The following is a 19,285-nucleotide window of genomic DNA, read 5'->3' as shown; positions in this document are numbered from 1 at the left end:
GCGGCCTCGCAGGGCGCCCGCGCAGCCTCACGGACTGCTAGGGAAGCGGGCATTCTACTCGGAATCGGAGACGAGGAAACTAGCCAGGTTTGTGACTGGTACACGGTTCATGGCCACGGGACGGCGCCAGACGCCGTTGTCTGGGGCGCTCCAGCGCACGCTCCCGGTGGCGGTACGGCGCCCGTGCAGTGCGGATTCCCGGCCGCCACTCCTGCCCCCTGGCCGGCCCGGCGGCGGCGCAACATCGGGCAATCACTTGCCGGTAGACGGACCCAGGCCCTAACATCCTGGAGCCTCCCAGTCCGAAACGCATCGCCATGAGCTTCCATCCCCTGCCGGCCCGCACGCCTGCCGCTCTGCTGCGCACCGCCAAGCCGCTGCAGGGCCTGTTCGACCAGGCCGAGCGCCTAGCCCGGCTGCAGCAGCTGGTGCATGCCCAGCTGCAGCCGGCTGCCCGCGAACACTGTCACGTCGCTGCCTGGCACGACGGCAGCCTGCTGCTGGTGGTCACCGACGGCCACTGGGCGACCCGCTTGCGCTACCAGCAGCGCCGCCTGCTGCGCCAGCTGCAGGGCGTGCCGGAATTCGCCGGACTGCACCGCATCCTCTTCAAAGTGCAGCCGCCGCCCACGCCCAGCCAGGGCCGGGGACGCTGCGCGCCCCTCTCGGCCAGTGCCGCCGAGAGCATCCGCGCCACCGCCGAGCACATCCGCGACCCGCGCCTGCGCGCCGCTCTGGAGCGTCTGGCCCGCCGTGCGGATGACGCCACGCAGGCCTGACCTCCCGCCCCTTCGCCGACCATCACGCCTGCGGGCTCCGAAATCCCGCACATGAAAAGGTTCTTCGCGCAATCCGGGGGAAGTAGTGGTTGGCGGTTCGGAGCTTGGTAGATTGGCAGTCGCCAAACCACCCGATCCTCTTCCGCTGCCCCGTCATGCACGATGCCATGTGGGTGATGGATGAATTCGCCCTGCACAAGGGGCACCGCTACGTAACGGTGATCATGGATGCCGAGCGCTCGCGTGTGCTGTGGGTGGGCGAAGGCGATAGTCGCGAGGCGATCCGGCCTTTCTTCGAATGGCGGGGCGAAGAGGGCCGGGCACATATCGAGGCGGTCGCCGTAAACATGAACACCGCGTTGCCTACGGATCCCGAGACCCAGCCTACTTCTTCCTGAAAATCAAGGCCGCCCTCCCCGGAAAGGCGCGATGAACCATAAAAAAGGCCACCCGAAGGTGGCCTCAAGAAGAAAGCATAGGGAGAGTTTACTAACCAGCGGCCACCGGCCGCATGTAGGAGATCGGCGCGCTTTTCACGTCTTCGAAGGTCACCACTTCCCAGGCGTCCTTCTGCGCGATCAGGGCGCGCAGCAGGCGATTGTTCAGCGCGTGGCCAGACTTGTAGCCGCGGAACTCGCCGATCAGGCTGTTGCCCAGCAGGTAGAGGTCGCCGATGGCGTCGAGGATCTTGTGCTTGACGAATTCGTCCTCGTAACGGAGGCCGTCCTCGTTGAGCACGCTGTCCTCGTCCACCACGATGGCATTCTCCACGCTGCCACCCAGTGCCAGGTTGTGCGAGCGCAGGTACTCCAGGTCACTCATGAAGCCGAAGGTCCGCGCACGGCTGACTTCCTTGACGAACGAGGTACTGGAGAAGTCCACCGAGGCTCGCTGGGTACGGCCGCGGAACACAGGGTGATCAAAGTCGATCTCGAAGGTCACCTTGAAGCCGTCGAACGGCACGAAGGTGGCGCGCTTGTCGCCATCTTCCACCGTCACCTCACGCTTGATGCGGATGAACTTCTTGGCCTTCTCCTGCTCCTGCAGGCCAGCGGACTGGATCAGGAATACGAAGGGACCGGCGCTGCCATCCATGATCGGCACTTCGGACGCCGAGAGCTCGACGTAGGCATTATCGATACCCAGGCCAGCCATGGCCGAAAGCAGGTGCTCTACGGTGTCCACCTTGACATCACCATTGACCAGGGTGGTCGACATGGTGGTTTCCCCGACGTTCTCGGCCAGAGCGCGGATCTCCACGACAGGATCGAGGTCGGTGCGACGGAACACTATGCCGGTATCCACCGGCGCCGGCTTCAGGGTCAGGTAGACCTTCTCCCCGGAATGCAAGCCGACACCCGTGGCCCGGATGATGTTCTTCAGGGTGCGTTGTCTGATCATGGCTTTGGCCGCTATAGCACTAGTTGCGAACTGTTTTCAACAATGGCTGGCGATGATAGCAGAGCCAGCCCTTGCTGAAAAACGCCAATCACCCCAATACTCCTGATTGATACTATCAATCGGCCTGCCGACGCAGGAACGCCGGGATGTCCAGGTAATCCAAGTCATCCTGGCTGTTCAGCTTCGGTGCGGCCGAACCGGCGTGGCTCTGACGCTGCACGGTGGGTCGCTCGTAATCCTTGTAGTTGACCGTGGTCTGTTCCGGACGGGCGATGCCGGCGGTGTTCAGAGCGGCGGCCGGGACGGTGTTGTCCACCACCTTGACCGGCTTCTCGAGACGCGCCCCCAGACCGGTGGCCACCACGGTGACGTGCAGTTCGTCGCGCATTTCCGGATCGATCACCGCGCCGACCTTGACGGTGGCCTGCTCTGAGGCGAAGGCCTCGATGATCTCGCCCACCGCGGCGTATTCGCCGAGGGACAGGTCCAGACCGGCGGTGATGTTCACCAGGATGCCGCGGGCGCCCTGCAGGTTGACGTCCTCCAGCAGCGGGTTGCGAATCGCTGCCTCGGTGGCCTCGCGGGCACGGTTCGGACCGCTGGCGCAGCCGGTGCCCATCATAGCCATGCCCATCTCGCCCATCACGGTCTTCACGTCGGCGAAGTCGACGTTCATCAGGCCGGGACGCTGCATGATGTCGGAGATGCCGCGCACGGCGCCGGCCAGCACGTCGTCGGCCTTGGCGAAGGCGGACAGCAGGCTGGCGTCCTTGCCGAGGATGGTCAGCAGCTTCTCGTTGGGGATGGTGATCAGCGAATCGACGTGCTCGGACAGAGCGCGGATGCCCTCCTCGGCGACCTGCATGCGCTTGCGGCCCTCGAAGGGGAACGGACGGGTCACCACGGCGACGGTGAGGATGCCCATTTCCTTGGCCACTTCGGCGATGATCGGCGCCGCACCGGTACCGGTACCGCCGCCCATGCCGGTGGTGATGAACACCATGTCAGCGCCCTGCAGCACTTCGGCGATACGCTCGCGGTCCTCCAGGGCCGCCTGCCGACCGATTTCCGGGTTGGTACCGGCTCCCAGGCCCTTGGTCACTCCGCAGCCGAGCTGCAGCACGGTGCGCGCGCTGACGTTCTTCAGCGCCTGGGCGTCGGTGTTGGCGCAGATGAACTCCACGCCCTCGATGTTGTTGCGGATCATGTGGTTGACGGCGTTACCGCCACCGCCACCGACACCGATCACTTTGATCACTGCACTTTGCGGTACGTTGTCTACGAGCTCGAACATTTTCCCCTCTCCTTTGCTTTCTCGTTGTAATGCCTACTGCGGTGGAACATCTTCAGAAGTTGCCCTGGACCCAGCGTTTCAGCCGTTCCAGCACGGGTAGCCGGGCTTCGTCCGCATACAGTCCGCTGGCGGAACTGCCGATGCCATCGTTCTGTTTCTGCAGGCCGTACAGCAGCAGCCCGACACCCGTGGAATAAATGGGATTGCGCACCACGTCGCCCATGCCCTTGACGCCCTGCGGCATACCCAGGCGCACCGGCATGTGGAAGATCTCCTCGGCCAGCTCGACCGCGCCTTCCATCTTCGCGGTGCCGCCGGTGAGGACGATCCCGGCGGGGATCATGTCCTCGTAGCCGCTGCGCCGCAGCTCGGCCTGAATCAGGGTGAACAGCTCGTCGTAGCGCGGCTCGACCACCTCGGCCAGGGCCTGGCGGGACAGCTCGCGCGGCGGCCGGTCACCGACGCTGGGCACCTTGATGGTTTCCCCGGCGCCGGCCAGCTTGGCCAGAGCGCAGGCGTAGCGCACCTTGATCTCCTCGGCGTACTGGGTCGGCGTGCGCAGAGCCATGGCGATGTCGTTGGTCACCTGGTCACCGGCGATCGGGATCACCGCGGTGTGACGGATCGCCCCCTCGGTGAAGATGGCGATGTCGGTGGTACCGCCGCCGATGTCGACCAGGCACACGCCCAGCTCCTTCTCGTCCTCGGTGAGGACCGAATAGGACGAGGCCAACTGCTCCAGAATGATGTCGTCGACCTCCAGGCCGCAGCGGCGCACGCACTTCTCGATGTTCTGCGCGGCGTTCACCGCACAGGTCACCACGTGCACCTTGGCTTCCAGGCGCACGCCGGACATGCCCAGCGGCTCGCGCACGCCTTCCTGGTTGTCGATCACGTAGTCCTGCGGCAGGGTGTGCAGCACCCGCTGGTCGGACGGAATGGCCACTGCCTGGGCAGCGTCCAGCACGCGCTCGATGTCGGCGGCGCTCACCTCGCGGTCGCGGATGGCGACGATCCCGTGGGAGTTCAGGCTGCGGATGTGATTGCCGGCCACGCCGACGAACGCCGAGTGGATGCGGCAACCGGCCATCATCTGCGCTTCCTCGATGGCGCGCTGGATCGACTGCACGGTGGACTCGATGTTCACCACCACACCCTTCTTAAGGCCACGCGACGGATGCGTGCCGATCCCGACGATTTCCAACTGACCGTCAGTCGCCACCTCGCCGACCAGGGCCACTACCTTGGAAGTCCCGATGTCGAGGCCGACGATCATCTTGCCGCTCTGCACGTTTGCCATTCTTGTTGCCTCTCCTGACTCACTGGACGGCAGCGACTTCGGCCGCCGTCGGCGCCACCGGCTCGCGCCACGCCACGGCCATGCCGTTGGGGTAGCGCAGGTCGATGCGCGCAATATTCGCGATCTGCTCTTTGAGCGTCTTGTCGTACACGGCGATGAAGCGCCGCATCTTCTCCACCAGATGGTCGCGCCCGAGCGCCAGCTCGATGCTCTGCCCGCTGCTGCTCTCGTTGGCACGCAGGAACCAGCTGCCGCGATCACGCATCTCCAGACGGGTAATGGCGAAGCCCAACGGGCGCAGCATCTGACTGAGCATCTGGTACTGCTGCATCACCCGCTCCTGGGCCCGCTGCGGACCGACCAGCTGCGGCAGGCTCTCGTAGTTGTCCAGATCCCGCGGGGTGAACGCCTGCCCCTGGTTGTTGAGCAGCGCGCCATCGCCCCAGCGGGCCACCGGCAGTTGTTCCTCCAGGCGGATCACCACCTGATCGGGCCAGATCCGCCGCACCTCGGCACGGGCGATCCAGGGCATGCCCTCCAGCTCCCGGCGCATGCCGTCGAGGTCCACGCTGAGGAAGCTGGCGCCGGTCACGAACGGCGCGAGGCGCTGCTGCACCACCTGCTGGTTGATGTAACTGAGCTCGCCGCTGACGCTGACCCGTCCGATCGGTCGGTCCACATAGGGCAGCAGGTACTGCGCGCCCTGGTAGGTGGCGAAACCCAGCGCACCGAGCAGCACCGGCCAGAGCAGGCGGCGCAGGAACCCCAGGTCCGGTTTCGGCAGACGCGCCGACAGCGGTTCCTTGGCCACCATCCGGCTGGCGCCCCGCGGCGCCGGCTTGCGCGACAGGACGCGGCCGGTACCGGGTTGCTGGTGACGGAGAGTGGCGCCGCGCATCGACTTAGCCTCGCGTCTCTACGCTGTCGGCGAGAATCGCCAGGACCAGCTGCTGGAAGTCCAGGCCGGCGGCCCGTGCGGCCATCGGCACCAGACTGTGGTCGGTCATCCCCGGCACGGTGTTCAGCTCGAGCAGCCAGAAGCGGCCGTCGGCGTCCTGCATCACGTCGGCGCGAGCCCATCCCTGCACGCCGACCGCCTCGCAGGCGCGCCGGGTCAGCTCCTTGAGCTCCGCCTCCTTGGCGGCGTCCAGGCCACAGGGAATCAGGTACTGGGTGTCGTCGGCCAGGTACTTGGCCTCGTAGTCGTAGAACTTGTGCGGGGTCCCTAGGCGGATCGGCGGAAGGATCTCGCCGCGCAGCATGGCGATGGTGAATTCCGGCCCCTGGATCCACTGCTCGACCAGCACCTGGGAGTCGTAGCGCGAGGCCTCCTGCCAAGCGGCGATCAGCTCGTCGAGGTCGTGCACCTTGGCCATGCCGATGCTCGAGCCCTCGTGGGCCGGCTTGACGATCAGCGGGAAGCCCAGCTGGGTCGCCGCGGCACGGCAGTCGTCGGCACTGGCTAGCGCCGCGTGGCGCGGTGTCGGCAGGCCGAGGCTCTGCCACACCTGCTTGGTGCGCAGCTTGTCCATGGCCAGCGCCGAGGCCAGTACGCCGCTTCCGGTGTAGGGAATCCCGGCGCATTCGAGCAGGCCCTGCATGCTGCCGTCCTCGCCGCCGCGGCCGTGCAGGACGATGAAGGCACGGTCGATGCGCTCGCCGGCCAGGCGGACGAGGATATCGTCACCGACGTCGATGCCGAAGGCGTCGACCCCGGCGCTCTGCAGCGCGGCCAGCACGGCGCTGCCAGACTTCAGGGAGATCTCCCGCTCGGCGCTCTTGCCGCCGAAGAGCACGGCGACACGACCGAAGGCGCGGGGATCGAGGGTGGAATTCAGGGCACTCATTGGGACTTACCTTCCACTGCGAACAGCGGGTGCTTGATCAGTTGCGGAGCGAGCCCGCCGATGTCGCCGGCGCCCTGGCAGAGTAGGATGTCGCCGGCACGCAGCAGCGGCTTGAGCAGCGGCGCCAGGTCGGTGCCGCGCTCGATGTAGATGGGGTCGAGCTGGCCGCGCTGACGGATGCTATGGGCCAGCTGACGGCTGTCGGCGCCGGGGATCGGCTCCTCGCCGGCCGGGTAGACCTCCATCAGCAGCAGCACGTTGGCGTCGCCGAGCACCTGCACGAAGTCGTCGTACAGGTCGCGGGTGCGGGTGTAGCGGTGCGGCTGGTAGACCATCACCAGGCGGCGGCCCGGCCAGCCGCCGCGCACCGCCTTGATCACCGCGGCGACTTCCCGCGGGTGGTGGCCGTAATCGTCGACCAGCATCACGCTGCCGCCTTCCACCGGTAGCTCGCCGTACACCTGGAAGCGCCGGCCGACACCCTGGAAGCCGGACAGGCCCTGGACGATGGCGGCGTCCTCGATGCCCGCGTCGGTGGCCACGGCGATGGTCGCCAGGGCGTTCAGCACGTTGTGCAGGCCCGGCATGTTGACCGACACGTCGAGCGGAGCCAGGCCGTTGCGCAGCACGGTGAAGTGGGTCTGCATGCCGTCCTGACGGACATTGATGGCACGCACGTCGGCGTCCTCGGCGAGGCCGTAGGTGACGGTCGGGCGGGCCACCTGAGGGAGGATCTCGCGAACCACCGGGTCATCCACGCAGAGCACCGCCAGGCCGTAGAACGGCAGGTTGTGGAGGAACTCGACGAAAGTCTTCTTGAGCTTGCCGAAGTCGCCCTGGTAGGTCCCCATGTGGTCCATGTCGATGTTGGTGACCACCGCGACCATCGGCTGCAGGTGCAGGAAGCTGGCGTCGCTCTCGTCAGCCTCGGCCACCAGGTAGCGGCTGGAGCCAAGCTGGGCGTTGGTACCGGCGGCAGTCAGGCGGCCGCCAATCACGAAGGTCGGGTCCAGGCCGCCGGCGGCTAACACCGAGGCGATCAGGCTGGTGGTGGTGGTCTTGCCGTGGGTGCCGGCCACCGCGATGCCGTAGCGGTAGCGCATCAGCTCGGCGAGCATCTCGGCGCGCGGCACCACCGGAATGCGCCGCTCCTGGGCGGCCGCCACCTCCGGGTTGCTGGGGTTGACGGCGCTGGACACCACCAGCACGTCGGCCTGCTCGGCGTTCTCCGCGCGATGGCCGATGTAGATCTTGGCGCCGAAGCTGGCCAACCGCTCGGTGACCGGCGAAGCCTTGAGGTCGGAGCCGGACACCTGGTAGCCGAGGTTGAGCAGCACCTCGGCGATGCCGCACATCCCCACCCCGCCGATACCGACGAAGTGGACACGGCGGATGCGGCGCATGGCCGGATGCGGCACGGGCTTGCTCTTCTCAGCCATAGGCCACCTCCAGGCAGATATCGACCACCCGGCGGGTGGCATCGGGCATGGACAGCCGGCGTGCCTGGCGGCCCATCTGAATCAGTCGTTCGGGTTGCATCAAAACCTCGGTCAGGTACGCGGCCAGATCCTCGGGATCGGTGGTCGCTTGCGGCAGCAGGAGAGCGGCGCCCTCCTCGGCCAGGTATTTGGCGTTCTGGGTCTGGTGGTCGTCGATCGCATGGGGCAGAGGCACCAGGAAGGAGGCCAGGCCGGCAGCCGCCAGCTCGCTGACGGTCAGCGCGCCGGCACGGCAGACCACCAGATCGGCCCAGGCATAGGCGCCGGCCATGTCCTGAATGAACGGCACCACGTGGGCTTTGACGCCGGCATCGGCGTAGCGTTCGACGGTCAGCTCGGCGTGTTGCTTGCCGGCCTGGTGCACCACCTCGGGACGCAGCTCCGCGGCCAGCAGGGCGAGCGCCGCCGGCAGCAGCTTGTTGAGCGGCTCGGCGCCGAGGCTGCCGCCCAGCACCAGCAGGCGCGGCCGACGACCGGCCAGGGGCTCGCGCGGGGTTTCCAGGAACAGCTCCTCGCGCACCGGATTGCCGGTGGTGCGGCGACGCTTGCCAGCGTTCCTGAAGGTATTCGGGAAGGCCTCGCAGACCCGCTGGGCGAACAGCGCCAGACCGCGGTTGGCGGTGCCGGCCACGGCGTTCTGCTCGTGGATCACCAGAGGCACGCCGGCCAGCCGTGCGGCCAGGCCACCCGGACCGGTGACGTAGCCGCCCATGCCCAGCACGCAGACCGGCTGCACCTGCTTGACGATCCGCCGCGCCTGCCAGAGCGCGCGCAGCAGCTGGAACGGAGCCTTGAGCAGGGCCAGCTTGCCCTTGCCGCGCAGGCCGCTGACCTGGATCAGGTGCAGCGGCAGGCCGGCCTGGGGCACCAGCTCGTTCTCGATGCCGCGCGGGGTGCCCAGCCAGTGCACGCGGTAGCCGCGCGCCTGGAACTCCCGGGCACAGGCCAGCGCCGGGAACACGTGCCCCCCGGTGCCGCCCGCCATGATCAGGACATTCGCACTCATCGGCCGGACTCCCCTAGCGACAACTCATCCTCGGCGAAATCCTCTTCGCGGAATTCGATTTCCTCGCTGCCCAACTGGGTGCGGCGCTCCCACTCGATGCGCAGCAGCAGGCCCAGGCAGATGCAGCAGACCACCAGCGAGCTGCCGCCGTAGCTGAGGAACGGCAGAGTCAGGCCCTTGGTAGGCAGCAGGCCGACATTCACCCCGATGTTGATCAGGAACTGGCCGATCCACAGGAAGGACAGCCCATAGGCCACGTAGGCGGCGAAGAACTGCCCGGCCTTCTCGGCCCACAGGCCGACGTACAGGCCGCGCACGGTGACGAACACGAACAGCGCCACGGTGGCCAGGGCGCCGACCAGGCCGAGTTCCTCGGCGAGGATCGAGAACACGAAGTCAGTGTGCGCCTCCGGCAGGTAGAACTGCTTTTGCACGCTGTTGCCGAGCCCCACACCGAACCACTCGCCGCGGCCGAAGGCGATCAGCGCCTGGGACAGCTGGTAGCCGGAGCCGAACTGATCGGCCCAGGGATCGGTGAAACTGGTCAGGCGTGCCATGCGGTACGGCTGGGCCTGCACCAGGACGAACACAGCGGCGACCGCCAGAGCCACCAGCAGGCCGAAGCGGAACAGCCCGACGCCGCCGAGGAACAGCATGGCCGCCGCCGCGCCCATCAGCACCACGGTGGCACCGAAGTCCGGTTCCATGAGCAGCAGGAAGGCCATCGGCATCAGCACCACGAAGGGCTTGAAGAAGCCCATCCAGCTCTCCCGCACTTCCTCCTGGCGGCGCACCAGGTAGCCGGCGAGGAAGATCACCGCGAACACTTTGGCCAGCTCGGAGGGCTGCACGTTGAACATGCCGAAGCCGATCCAGCGCATCGAACCGTTCACCTCGCGGCCGATGCCCGGCACCAGCACCAGGAGCAGCAGCACGAAACCGGCGATCAGCAGCTTCCAGCTGGCGTTCTGCCAGAAGCTCATGGGGATCAGCAGGGTCAGCCCGCCGGCGACCAGGCCGATGGCCACGTAAACCAGGTGGCGAACCATGTGATACAGCGGAGTACCGCTCTGCGCCGCCGCCACTTCCGAAGAGGCCGACGTGATCATCACCAGACCGAGGCCAAGCAGTGCCAGGCAGCCCGCGAGCAGCGGAAAATCCATATCCACACCGCGGCGACTGAGCAGCGGCGAGGGATAGGGTTGGAAGATGCCGGGCAGTCTGGCGAGCATCAGTCGAGCGCCTCCACCGCAGCGGCGAACAGACGGCCGCGCTCCTCGAAGTTCTTGAACATGTCCAGGCTCGCGCAGGCAGGCGAGAGCAGCACGGCGTCGCCCGCCTCGGCCAGCTCGGCGGCGCGCGCCACCGCCTCGTCGAGGGTCTTGACCCGCACGAGCGGCACGCCGTCGCCCAGCGCCCGAGCGATCAGCTCGGCATCGCGGCCGAGCAGCAGCACGGCGCGACAGTAGCGGGCCACCGGCTCGCGCAGCGCGGAAAAATCGGCACCCTTGCCGTCGCCGCCGGCGATCAGCAGCAGCTTGCCGAGAATGTCGGCCCCCAGGCCCTCGATGGCGGCCAGAGCGGCGCCCACGTTGGTGGCCTTGGAGTCGTCGTAGTAGTTCACCCCGCGGCGCTCGCGCAGCCACTGGCAGCGGTGCGGCAGGCCGCCGAAGGTCTGCAGGGCTTCCAGCATCGGCGCGAACGGCAGGCCCACGGCATGCCCGAGAGCCAGGGCGGCCAGGGCGTTGGCCTGGTTATGGGCGCCGCGGATCTTCAGCGCGGAGACCGGCAACAGCTTGTCGAACTGGAAGGCCAGGTACTTCTCGCCGGCTTCCTCGATCAGCCCGAAGCCCTTGAAGTCCGGCTTGTCGAGGCCGAAGCTCCAGACCGTCACGTCCGTGCCGACCAGCGGCCGGGACAGTGGATCCTCGCGATTCACCACCACCTGGCGGGCACCGCGGAAGATCCGGTGCTTGGCCTGGTGGTAGGCCGGCAGACCGCTGTAGCGATCCATGTGGTCCTCGCTGACGTTCAGGCAGGTGGCCACCTCGGCGTTGAGTCGCTCGGTGGTCTCCAGCTGGAAGCTGGACAGCTCCAACACGTACAGCTCGATGTCGTCGGCCAGCAGGTCGAGCGCCGGAGTACCCAGGTTGCCTCCCACCGCCACACGCTTGCCAGCCGCCCTGGCCATCTCACCGACCAGGGTGGTGACGGTGCTCTTGGCGTTGGAGCCGGTGATCGCCACGATCGGCGCCTTGGCGTGGCGGGCGAACAGCTCGATGTCGCCGGACAACTTCACGCCACGCGCAGCGGCTGCCTGCAGGGCCGGGGTGGCGAGGGCCAGGCCGGGGCTCACGTAGAGCTCCGCGGCGCGGCACAGGAAATCCACATCCAGCTCGCCGCAGCGCACTTCCACGCCCGGGAAGTCGCGCCGCAGGGTTTCCAGCTCCGGCGGGTTCGCGCGGGTGTCGGCCACGGCGAAGCGCACGCCCTGGCGAGCCAGGAAGCGCACCAGGGACATGCCGCTCTTGCCGAGCCCGACGACGATGCGGAACTGGTCGGATGCGATCAACGACACTCTCGGTTACCTCAGTTTCAGTGTGGCCAGGCCGATCAGCACCAGGATCACGGTGATGATCCAGAAGCGCACGATGACGCGCGGCTCGGGCCAGCCCTTCAGTTCAAAGTGGTGGTGAATCGGCGCCATGCGGAACACTCGCTTGCCGGTGAGCTTGAAGGAAGCCACCTGGATGACCACCGACAGGGTTTCCATGACGAACACGCCACCCATGATCGCCAGGACGATCTCCTGGCGGACGATCACCGCGATGGTGCCCAGCGCGGCCCCCAGGGCCAGGGCCCCGACGTCGCCCATGAACACCTGGGCCGGATAGGTGTTGAACCACAGGAAGCCGAGCCCGGCGCCAACCATCGCGGCACAGAACACGATCAGCTCGCCGGCCCCCGGCACCGAGGGAATCAGCAGGTATTCGGCGAAGGCGGCGTGACCGGACAGGTAGCAGAAGATGCCCAGCGCCCCACCGACCAGCACCGTGGGCATGATCGCCAGACCGTCGAGGCCGTCGGTGAGGTTCACCGCGTTGCTCGAACCGACGATCACGAAGTAGGTCAGCACCACGAAGCCGACGCCCAGCGGCAGGGTCACGTCCTTCAGCAGCGGCACGATCAGGGTGGTTTCCACCGGACTCTGCGCGGTCATGTAGAGGAAGAGCGCCGCGCACAGGCCGAATACCGACTGCCAGAAGTACTTCCAGCGGCTCGGCAGGCCGCGCGAGTTCTTCTCGATCACCTTGCGGTAGTCGTCGACCCAGCCGATGGCGCCGAACGCCAGTGTCACAGCTAGCACCACCCAGACGTAGCGGTTGGCCAGGTCGGCCCACAGCAGGGTGCTGATGGCGATGGAGGTGAGGATCAGCGCGCCGCCCATGGTCGGCGTGCCCTTCTTGGAGAGGTGCGATTGCGGGCCGTCGTCGCGCACCGCCTGGCCGATCTGCCGGGTCTGCAGGGTACGGATCATCCAGGGGCCGAGCCACAGAGCCAGCACCAGGGCGGTCAGCACGCTGAGAATCCCGCGCAGGGTCAGATACTGGAAGACCGCGAAGCCCTTGTAGAACTGTTGCAGATACTCGGCCAACAGCAGAAGCATTTAATGTGTCTCCTCGGCGGAACCACAGAGCGCCGCGACGACCTTGTCCATCGCCGCGCTGCGCGATCCCTTGATCAGAATGGTGGTGTCGCCCTGCTCTTGGCGAAGTGCTTCGATCAGGCTGGCTTGATCCGGGAAATGACGACCGGTGTCACCAAAAGCTTGAACGGCATGGACCGAGAGCGGCCCAACCGCATACAGACAGTCGACCTTGCCGGCGGCGTAGGCACCGACCTCGCGGTGGCCCTCCTCGGCCCAATCACCCAGTTCGCCGATGTCGCCCAGCACCAGGATGGTGCGCCCGGAGAAGCCGGCGAGTATATCAATGGCGGCACAGACTGAAGTGGGGTTGGCGTTGTAACTGTCGTCGATCACCCGCACGCCGTTGCTGGCCAGCTGCGCCACGGCGCGACCGGCGACCGGCTGCACAGCCTCCAGCCCCTGGACGATGCCGGCCAGCGACACGCCCAAGGCATGGGCGGCCGCGGACGCAGCCAGTGCGTTGGCCACGTTATGGATGCCCAGCAGGTTGAGCTGGATGCGCGCCTCACCGCACGGGCCGTGCAGGGTGAAGCCCTGGCAGCCGCGGGCGTCGCGGACCAGGTCGCCGGCGCGGAAGTCGGCCCGGGCGTCGTGCAGAGCGAAGCTCAGCACCTGCCGTCCGGCGGCGCGCCGTTGCCAGGCGGCGAAGGCCTTGTCGTCACGGTTCAGCACCGCCACGCCATCGGCCGGCAGGCCCTCGAGGATCTCGCCCTTGGCCTCGACGATCTTTTCCGGCCCGCCAAACTCGCCCAAATGGGCGGTGCCGGCGTTGTTGATGATCGCCACCTGCGGACGGGTCAGGGACACCGTATAGGCGATCTCGCCGAGGTGGTTGGCACCCAGCTCGATCACCGCTCCGACGTGTTCCGGCGCCAGCTCCAGCAGGGTCAGCGGCACCCCCAGATCGTTGTTGAGGTTGCCGCGAGTGGCCAACACCGGCCCGGCGAAGCCGGCCCTGAGGATGCTGGCGAGCATTTCCTTGACGGTGGTCTTGCCGCTGGAGCCTGTCACCGCGGCAAGCGGGCCCTGGTAGGCGTCGCGGTTCAAGGCACCCAGTCGGCCCAGAGCCTGGCGGGTGTCGGCCACCACCAGTTGCGGCAACTCAACGCCGGGCACGAGGCGCTCCACCAGCGCGGCCACCGCGCCCTTGCCGGCGACCTCCGCCAGGTAGGCATGGCCGTCGAAGCGCGGGCCGGTCAGGGCGATGAACAACTGACCGGGTTCAAGCTTGCGGCTGTCGGTGCTGACCGCGGCAAAGGCCACGTCGGCACCGTACAGCCGGCCGTTCAGCGACTGGGCAAGCTCGGAAAGCAGCCAGGACTTAAGCATGTGCCGCCTCCCAGGCCGCCAGGGCCTTGCGGGTTTCGTCCAGATCGGAGAACGGCAGGCGTACGCCGTCGATCTCCTGGTAATCCTCGTGCCCCTTGCCAGCCAGCACCACCACGTCCTCGGCACTTGCCGAGGCGATCAACTGGGCGATGGCCAGGCCGCGCCCGGGCACGAACTCGACCTTCTCCGGCGCGACGAAACCGGCGCGAATGTCGGCGAAGATCTGCAACGGGTCCTCGCTGCGCGGGTTGTCGTCGGTGACCCACACGCCGTCGGCGAGACGCTCGACCACCTCGGCCATCAGCGGGCGCTTGCCGCGGTCGCGGTCGCCACCGCAGCCGAACAGGCACAGCAGGCGACCACGCACGTGCGGACGCAGCGCGGTCAGGACCTTTTCCAGGGCATCCGGGGTGTGCGCGTAGTCGACCACCACCAGCGGCTGACTGCCGCCGCCGAAGCGCTGCATGCGCCCCACTGGCCCCTGCAGTCCGGGCAGCACCTTGAGGATCTCGCCCAGCGGGTAGTCGAAGCCGAGCAGCACGCCGACCACCGCCAGCAGGTTGCTCAGGTTGAAGCGGCCGAGCAGCGGGCTGCGCAGGCTGCCTTCGCCGTGCGGAGTGATCAGTTGGGCACGCACCCCCTCGTCATCGAAGCGGATGTCCCTGCAGTGAAGGCTGGCCTCGGGATCGTCCAGGCTGTAGCTGATCAGCCACGACTCCCGGTCCTGGCCGGCCAGTTGGCGGCCGAACTCGTCGTCCAGGTTGATCACCCGGCAGCGCAGCCCCGGCCAGTCGAACAGTTTGGCCTTGGCCGCCGCATAGGCTTCCATGGAGCCGTGGTAGTCGAGGTGGTCGCGCGACAGGTTGGTGAACACCGCGCTATGAAAGGCAAGCGCCGCCACCCGCCCCTGGTCGAGGCCGTGGGAGGAGACTTCCATGGCCACCGCCCGGGCACCGGCCTTCTTCAGGCTGGCCAGGGTGGCCTGCACGCCGAGCGGATCCGGCGTGGTGTGGAGGCCCTGCTCGAGGGCGCCATGGAACCCGCTGCCCAGGGTGCCGATGATCCCGCAGCGCTCGCCAAGCCGGTCGAGGGCCTGGGCAAGCAACTGACTGACGCTGGTCTTACCGTTGGTGCCGGTCACCCCGACCAGGCGCAAGCCGCGGCTCGGCTCACCATAGAAGCGCCCGGCGATGGCTGACAGCTGGCCAGCCAAACCCTTCACCGCGACCAGTTCGGCGCCCCCAGCCTCGATGGCCGGCGCGCCCTCGGCCTCGTAGGCCACTGCTGCGGCGCCCCGGGCGATGGCGTCGCCAATGTGGACGCGCCCGTCCTGGCGTGCACCGGGGACGGCGAGGAACAGGTCGCCCGGGCGCACCTTGCGGCTGTCTAGGCTGAGCTCGCGGATCAGCACGGCGCCTTGGGCCTGGGGCAGGAGCTGGTTGAGTGGCATGGGCATCAGAGGCGCCCTCCGGCTACGGTGCTGGTGGCGACGGTCTGCTGAGGCTCTTCGCTCGGCAGGTTGTCCGGCGGAATGTTCATCAGACGCAGCGTGCCGGACATCACCTTGCTGAATACCGGCGCCGAGACCAGGCCACCGAAGTAGCCGTTGCTCGGCTCGTCGATCACCACGACGACGGCGAAACGCGGGTTGCTCATCGGCCCGAAGCCGGCGAACAGCGAACGGTAGGCGTTCGCCGTATAGCCCTTGGTGCCCACCGACGCCTTGCGCGCGGTGCCGCTCTTACCAGCCACATGGTACCCCGGAACCTTGGCGCGGTAAGCACCGCGCGGCGCCTCGATGACTTGCTGCAGCATGCCCTGCAGGGTCTTGGCGACGTCCTCGGGAACCACCTGGGTGGCCACCGGCTCGCGGTCCACGCGTACCAGGGACAGCGGCACCATGCGGCCGTTGTTGGCCAGCACCGAGTAGGCATGCACCAGCTGCAGGGCGGTCACCGACACGCCGTAGCCGTAGGACAGGGTAGCGGTCTCGGCCTTCGGCCACTTGCGGTGATTGGGCAGGTTGCCGACCCGTTCGCCGGGGAAACCGAGGCCGGTGTCCTGGCCCAGGCCGAGCTGCTGGAGAACGTTGTAGATCGCCTCACCGCCGATGTCGAAGGCGATCTTGCTCATGCCGACGTTACTGGAGTTGATCAGGATACCGGTCAGATCCAGCACCGGGCCGCCGCCGGTGGACACGTCCTTGATGGTATAGCGGCCAATCTGCAGACGTCCGGGATAGACCTCTACCTTGTCGGAGGGCTTCCAGCGCCCGCTCTGCAGGGCGGCGACCATGGACAGCGGCTTGACCGTAGAACCGGGCTCGAAGACGTCGATCATCGCCCGGTTGCGCATCATCGCCGGCTGCATGCTGCGCCGGTTGTTCGGGTTGTAGCTGGGCTGGTTGGCCATGGCCAGCACCTCGCCGGTCTTCACGTCGAGGATCACCAGGCTGCCAGCCTTGGCGCCGTTCTCCACAAGGGCGTTGCGCAGTTCGCGGTTGGCCAGGTACTGCAGGCGCAGGTCGACGGACAGCGCCAGGGTCTTGCCGGGCTTGGCGTTCTCCACCACCTGGACGTCCTTGATCAGCCGGCCGCGGCGGTCCTTGAGGACGCGGCGCTTGCCGGGCACCCCGGCCAACCAGTTATCGAAGGCCAGCTCGATGCCTTCGCGGCCGCGATCGTCCACATCGGTGAAGCCAACCAGTTGGGCGGTGACCTCACCAGCCGGATAGAAGCGGCGGAACTCCTCGATGCCGTACACGCCAGGGATCTTCAGGTCGAGGATCGCCTGACCGCGCTCCGGGGTCAGGCCGCGCACCAGGTACATGAATTCGCGATTGGCGTTCTGCTCCAGGCGCTGGGCGAAACTCTTGGCATCCTGGCCCAGGGCACCGGCCAGCTCGGCCCAGCGCTCGCGGGCCCCCTGCAGCTCCTTGCCGTTAGCCCACAGTGTGGTAACCGGGGTGCTCACCGCCAGCGGTTCGCCGTTGCGGTCGGTGATCAGCCCGCGGTGGGCGGGAATCGGCACGTGACGCACGCTGCGCGCGTCGCCCTGCTCCTTGAGGAAGGCACGGTCGATCACCTGCAGGTCAAGGATGCGCCAGGCGATGGCGCCGACCATCAGGGCGAGCAAGGCCAGCACCAGGCGGAAACGCCAGGGGTAGCGTGCACCTTCTAGCCCGATCATGGCGCCACCATCCGCACTTCGCCGGGTTCCGGAATACGCATCTTCAGCTGGCCGGTGGCCAGGCTCTCGATGCGGCTATGGGCGGTCCAGGTGCTCTGCTCGAGGACCAGCCGCCCCCACTCCGCCTGTGCCTTGTCGCGCACGCTGAGCTCGGCGTACAGGGCATTGAGCAGTTGGCGGTTCCAGTGCGCGCAGTAGGACACCGCGAGCGCCGACAGCAGCACGGCGATGAACAGCGCCAGCAGCACCAGACTGCCGGCCGGCATCGATTTGGCGACCGCGCGGCTCATCGCAGCTTCTCCGCCACGCGCATCACCGCGCTGCGCGCCCGGGGATTGGCCCTGACCTCTTCCTCAGAGGCGTACTGGGGCTTGCCCAAGAGCTTTAAGCGCGGCTCGAAAGCCTTGGCCTGCACCGGCAGGTGGCGCGGCAGGTTGTCCGCCTCGCCCTTGGCATGACGGCGCATGAACTGCTTGACGATGCGGTCCTCCAGCGAGTGGAAGCTGATCACCACCAGCCGGCCGCCCACCGCCAGCACCTCCAACGCCGCATCGAGACCGCGCTCGAGGTCGCCCAGTTCGTTGTTGATGTGGATGCGCAGACCTTGGAAGGCACGAGTGGCCGGGTGCTTGTTCTTCTCCCAGGCGGGGTTGGCCTGCTTGAGCACTTCGGCCAGATCGGCGGTACGCTCGAACGGCCGCTCGGCGCGACGCTGCACCACGGCTCTGGCCATGCGCTTGGCAAAGCGCTCCTCGCCGTAGTCCTTGAACACCCGAGCGATCTCCTCCTCGGACGCCGTGGCCAGCCATTCGGCAGCGCTCACCCCGACATTCGGGTTCATGCGCATATCCAGAGGGCCGTCGTTGAGGAAGCTGAAGCCGCGCTCGGCATCGTCCAGCTGCGGCGAAGACACCCCCAGGTCGAGAAGGACGCCTGCCACCCGGCCGGTCAGGCCGCGGACCGCGACTTCCTCGGCAAGTTCCGCAAAGCTGCGCTGTACAACGACAAAGCGGCCGTCTTCGGCCGCCAGCTCCTGTCCCGTGGTGATTGCGAGAGGATCCTTGTCGAAACCTATCAGCCGCCCGTCCGGGCCGAGCCTCTCCAAGATGAGGCGACTGTGCCCCCCTCTGCCGAAGGTGCCGTCCAGGTAGCAGCCGTCCGCACGCACGGCGAGGGCCTCGACGGCCTCCTCGAGCAGCACGGTGACATGGCGGTATTGGCTGGTCGCACTCACAGGATCAGATCACGCAGTTCATCCGGCAGTCCGCCGGGTTCTTTAATGGCAGCCAGGTCGGCCTCGGTAAGGGCGTTCCAGGCATCCTCGTCCCACAGTTGAAACTTGTTGAGCTGGCCGACCAGCATCGCCCGCTTGTCCAGCTTGGCGTATTCACGCAGGCGCGGCGGCACGAGGAAACGGCCGCTGCTATCCAGCTCCAGATCGACGGCATTGCCGATCAGCAGACGTTGCAGGCGGCGGACTTCTTCGCGCAGGGATGGCAGCTCGCGCAGCTTGGCTTCGATCAGCTCCCATTCGGGCAGGGGGTACACGCACAGACAGGGGTCGACGGCATCGATGGTGACGACGAGCTGGCCACCCGAACGCGCAACGATCTCGTCCCGATACCGGCTTGGCATCGCGAGTCGACCCTTTGCGTCAAGCGATATGGCGTTAGCTCCGCGAAACACGGCTGCGTTTCCCCACCTTGGTTAGCTTTCCATGCCCTTTTGACCCACTCTGTGCCACTTCATGCCACTTGCGCACACTATAGAAATGGGCCAAGCCCAGCGTCAAGGCGCGTCTTGGCGAAAAAATCCTTATGGGACCGAGATTTAGCGAACTTTCGGGAGGAATTGACGAACGGCAGTCAGGCGGGGAGAGAACAAAGACAAATCAGTTCGAGACCTTAAATCTCGAACTTAAAGTAACTTCTG

At 67.1% G+C, this 19,285-nt stretch carries 17 protein-coding genes and 1 pseudogene; 2 read left to right on the top strand and 16 right to left on the bottom strand.

All coding sequences use genetic code 11. The annotated features are described in order from the left end of the window. The first annotated feature begins 317 nt into the window (after positions 1-317). Both H165_RS0102000 and H165_RS19025 read left to right on the top strand, forming a co-directional pair. The gene (locus tag H165_RS0102000; protein WP_017937228.1) at positions 318-779 is read left to right on the top strand and encodes a DciA family protein; all 462 of its coding nucleotides are present in this window, start codon (positions 318-320) and stop codon (positions 777-779) included. A 173-nt stretch (positions 780-952) separates the two neighbouring features. Beyond that, positions 953-1,138, top strand: a pseudogene (locus tag H165_RS19025) (transposase); the annotation flags it as partial. 130 nt (positions 1,139-1,268) lie between these two features. On the opposite strand, the gene lpxC reads toward H165_RS19025, so the two are convergent. From lpxC to mraZ, 16 genes are all read right to left on the bottom strand, one after another. Then, entirely contained in the window at positions 1,269-2,180 is a 912-nt protein-coding gene (gene lpxC / locus H165_RS0101990; RefSeq protein WP_017937226.1) for a UDP-3-O-acyl-N-acetylglucosamine deacetylase, read from the bottom strand. Between the two features lie 115 nt (positions 2,181-2,295). Next, positions 2,296-3,474, bottom strand: coding sequence for a cell division protein FtsZ (gene ftsZ, locus H165_RS0101985; protein ID WP_017937225.1), 1,179 nt, complete (start codon positions 3,472-3,474; stop codon positions 2,296-2,298). A 52-nt stretch (positions 3,475-3,526) separates the two neighbouring features. Further along, complete coding sequence (gene ftsA / locus H165_RS0101980; RefSeq protein WP_017937224.1) at positions 3,527-4,774, bottom strand: cell division protein FtsA; 1,248 nt, start codon at positions 4,772-4,774, stop codon at positions 3,527-3,529. 19 nt (positions 4,775-4,793) lie between these two features. Next, positions 4,794-5,672 (bottom strand): cell division protein FtsQ/DivIB, encoded by an 879-nt coding sequence (locus H165_RS0101975; protein WP_017937223.1) that lies wholly within the window; start codon positions 5,670-5,672, stop codon positions 4,794-4,796. A 4-nt stretch (positions 5,673-5,676) separates the two neighbouring features. After that, entirely contained in the window at positions 5,677-6,621 is a 945-nt protein-coding gene (locus H165_RS0101970) for a D-alanine--D-alanine ligase (protein WP_017937222.1), read from the bottom strand. Next, complete coding sequence (gene murC / locus H165_RS0101965) at positions 6,618-8,060, bottom strand: UDP-N-acetylmuramate--L-alanine ligase (RefSeq protein ID WP_017937221.1); 1,443 nt, start codon at positions 8,058-8,060, stop codon at positions 6,618-6,620. The genes H165_RS0101970 and murC overlap by 4 nt, the downstream gene beginning before the upstream one ends. After that, the gene (murG, locus tag H165_RS0101960; RefSeq protein ID WP_017937220.1) at positions 8,053-9,126 is read right to left on the bottom strand and encodes an undecaprenyldiphospho-muramoylpentapeptide beta-N-acetylglucosaminyltransferase; all 1,074 of its coding nucleotides are present in this window, start codon (positions 9,124-9,126) and stop codon (positions 8,053-8,055) included. The genes murC and murG overlap by 8 nt, the downstream gene beginning before the upstream one ends. Continuing rightward, on the bottom strand, positions 9,123-10,358 hold the full coding sequence (gene ftsW / locus H165_RS0101955; RefSeq protein WP_017937219.1) for a putative lipid II flippase FtsW: 1,236 nt from the start codon (positions 10,356-10,358) through the stop codon (positions 9,123-9,125). Before ftsW ends, murG begins: the two co-directional genes overlap by 4 nt. Then, positions 10,358-11,704: a UDP-N-acetylmuramoyl-L-alanine--D-glutamate ligase gene (gene murD, locus H165_RS0101950; RefSeq protein WP_026146284.1), complete on the bottom strand. Its 1,347-nt coding sequence runs from the start codon at positions 11,702-11,704 to the stop codon at positions 10,358-10,360. The genes ftsW and murD overlap by 1 nt, the downstream gene beginning before the upstream one ends. A gap of 6 nt (positions 11,705-11,710) precedes the next feature. Beyond that, entirely contained in the window at positions 11,711-12,793 is a 1,083-nt protein-coding gene (gene mraY, locus H165_RS0101945; RefSeq protein ID WP_017937217.1) for a phospho-N-acetylmuramoyl-pentapeptide-transferase, read from the bottom strand. After that, the gene (locus tag H165_RS0101940) at positions 12,794-14,164 is read right to left on the bottom strand and encodes a UDP-N-acetylmuramoyl-tripeptide--D-alanyl-D-alanine ligase (RefSeq protein ID WP_017937216.1); all 1,371 of its coding nucleotides are present in this window, start codon (positions 14,162-14,164) and stop codon (positions 12,794-12,796) included. Next, on the bottom strand, positions 14,157-15,620 hold the full coding sequence (locus H165_RS0101935; protein ID WP_017937215.1) for a UDP-N-acetylmuramoyl-L-alanyl-D-glutamate--2,6-diaminopimelate ligase: 1,464 nt from the start codon (positions 15,618-15,620) through the stop codon (positions 14,157-14,159). The genes H165_RS0101940 and H165_RS0101935 overlap by 8 nt, the downstream gene beginning before the upstream one ends. Beyond that, on the bottom strand, positions 15,620-17,353 hold the full coding sequence (locus tag H165_RS0101930) for a peptidoglycan D,D-transpeptidase FtsI family protein (protein WP_017937214.1): 1,734 nt from the start codon (positions 17,351-17,353) through the stop codon (positions 15,620-15,622). Before H165_RS0101930 ends, H165_RS0101935 begins: the two co-directional genes overlap by 1 nt. Next, positions 17,350-17,643 carry a cell division protein FtsL gene (ftsL, locus tag H165_RS0101925; RefSeq protein WP_017937213.1) on the bottom strand — a complete coding sequence of 98 codons (294 nt, stop codon included), beginning with the start codon at positions 17,641-17,643 and terminating at the stop codon, positions 17,350-17,352. The genes H165_RS0101930 and ftsL overlap by 4 nt, the downstream gene beginning before the upstream one ends. Beyond that, entirely contained in the window at positions 17,640-18,587 is a 948-nt protein-coding gene (gene rsmH, locus H165_RS0101920; protein ID WP_017937212.1) for a 16S rRNA (cytosine(1402)-N(4))-methyltransferase RsmH, read from the bottom strand. Before rsmH ends, ftsL begins: the two co-directional genes overlap by 4 nt. Continuing rightward, on the bottom strand, positions 18,584-19,039 hold the full coding sequence (mraZ, locus tag H165_RS0101915) for a division/cell wall cluster transcriptional repressor MraZ (RefSeq protein ID WP_026146283.1): 456 nt from the start codon (positions 19,037-19,039) through the stop codon (positions 18,584-18,586). The genes rsmH and mraZ overlap by 4 nt, the downstream gene beginning before the upstream one ends. Positions 19,040-19,285 lie beyond the last annotated feature (246 nt).

The organism is Pseudomonas thermotolerans DSM 14292, assembly GCF_000364625.1.
Classification (GTDB): Bacteria; Pseudomonadota; Gammaproteobacteria; order Pseudomonadales; family Pseudomonadaceae; genus Aquipseudomonas; species Aquipseudomonas thermotolerans.
Note: the sequence above shows the minus strand (reverse complement) of the source record. Positions and strands in the feature narration are given on the sequence as shown.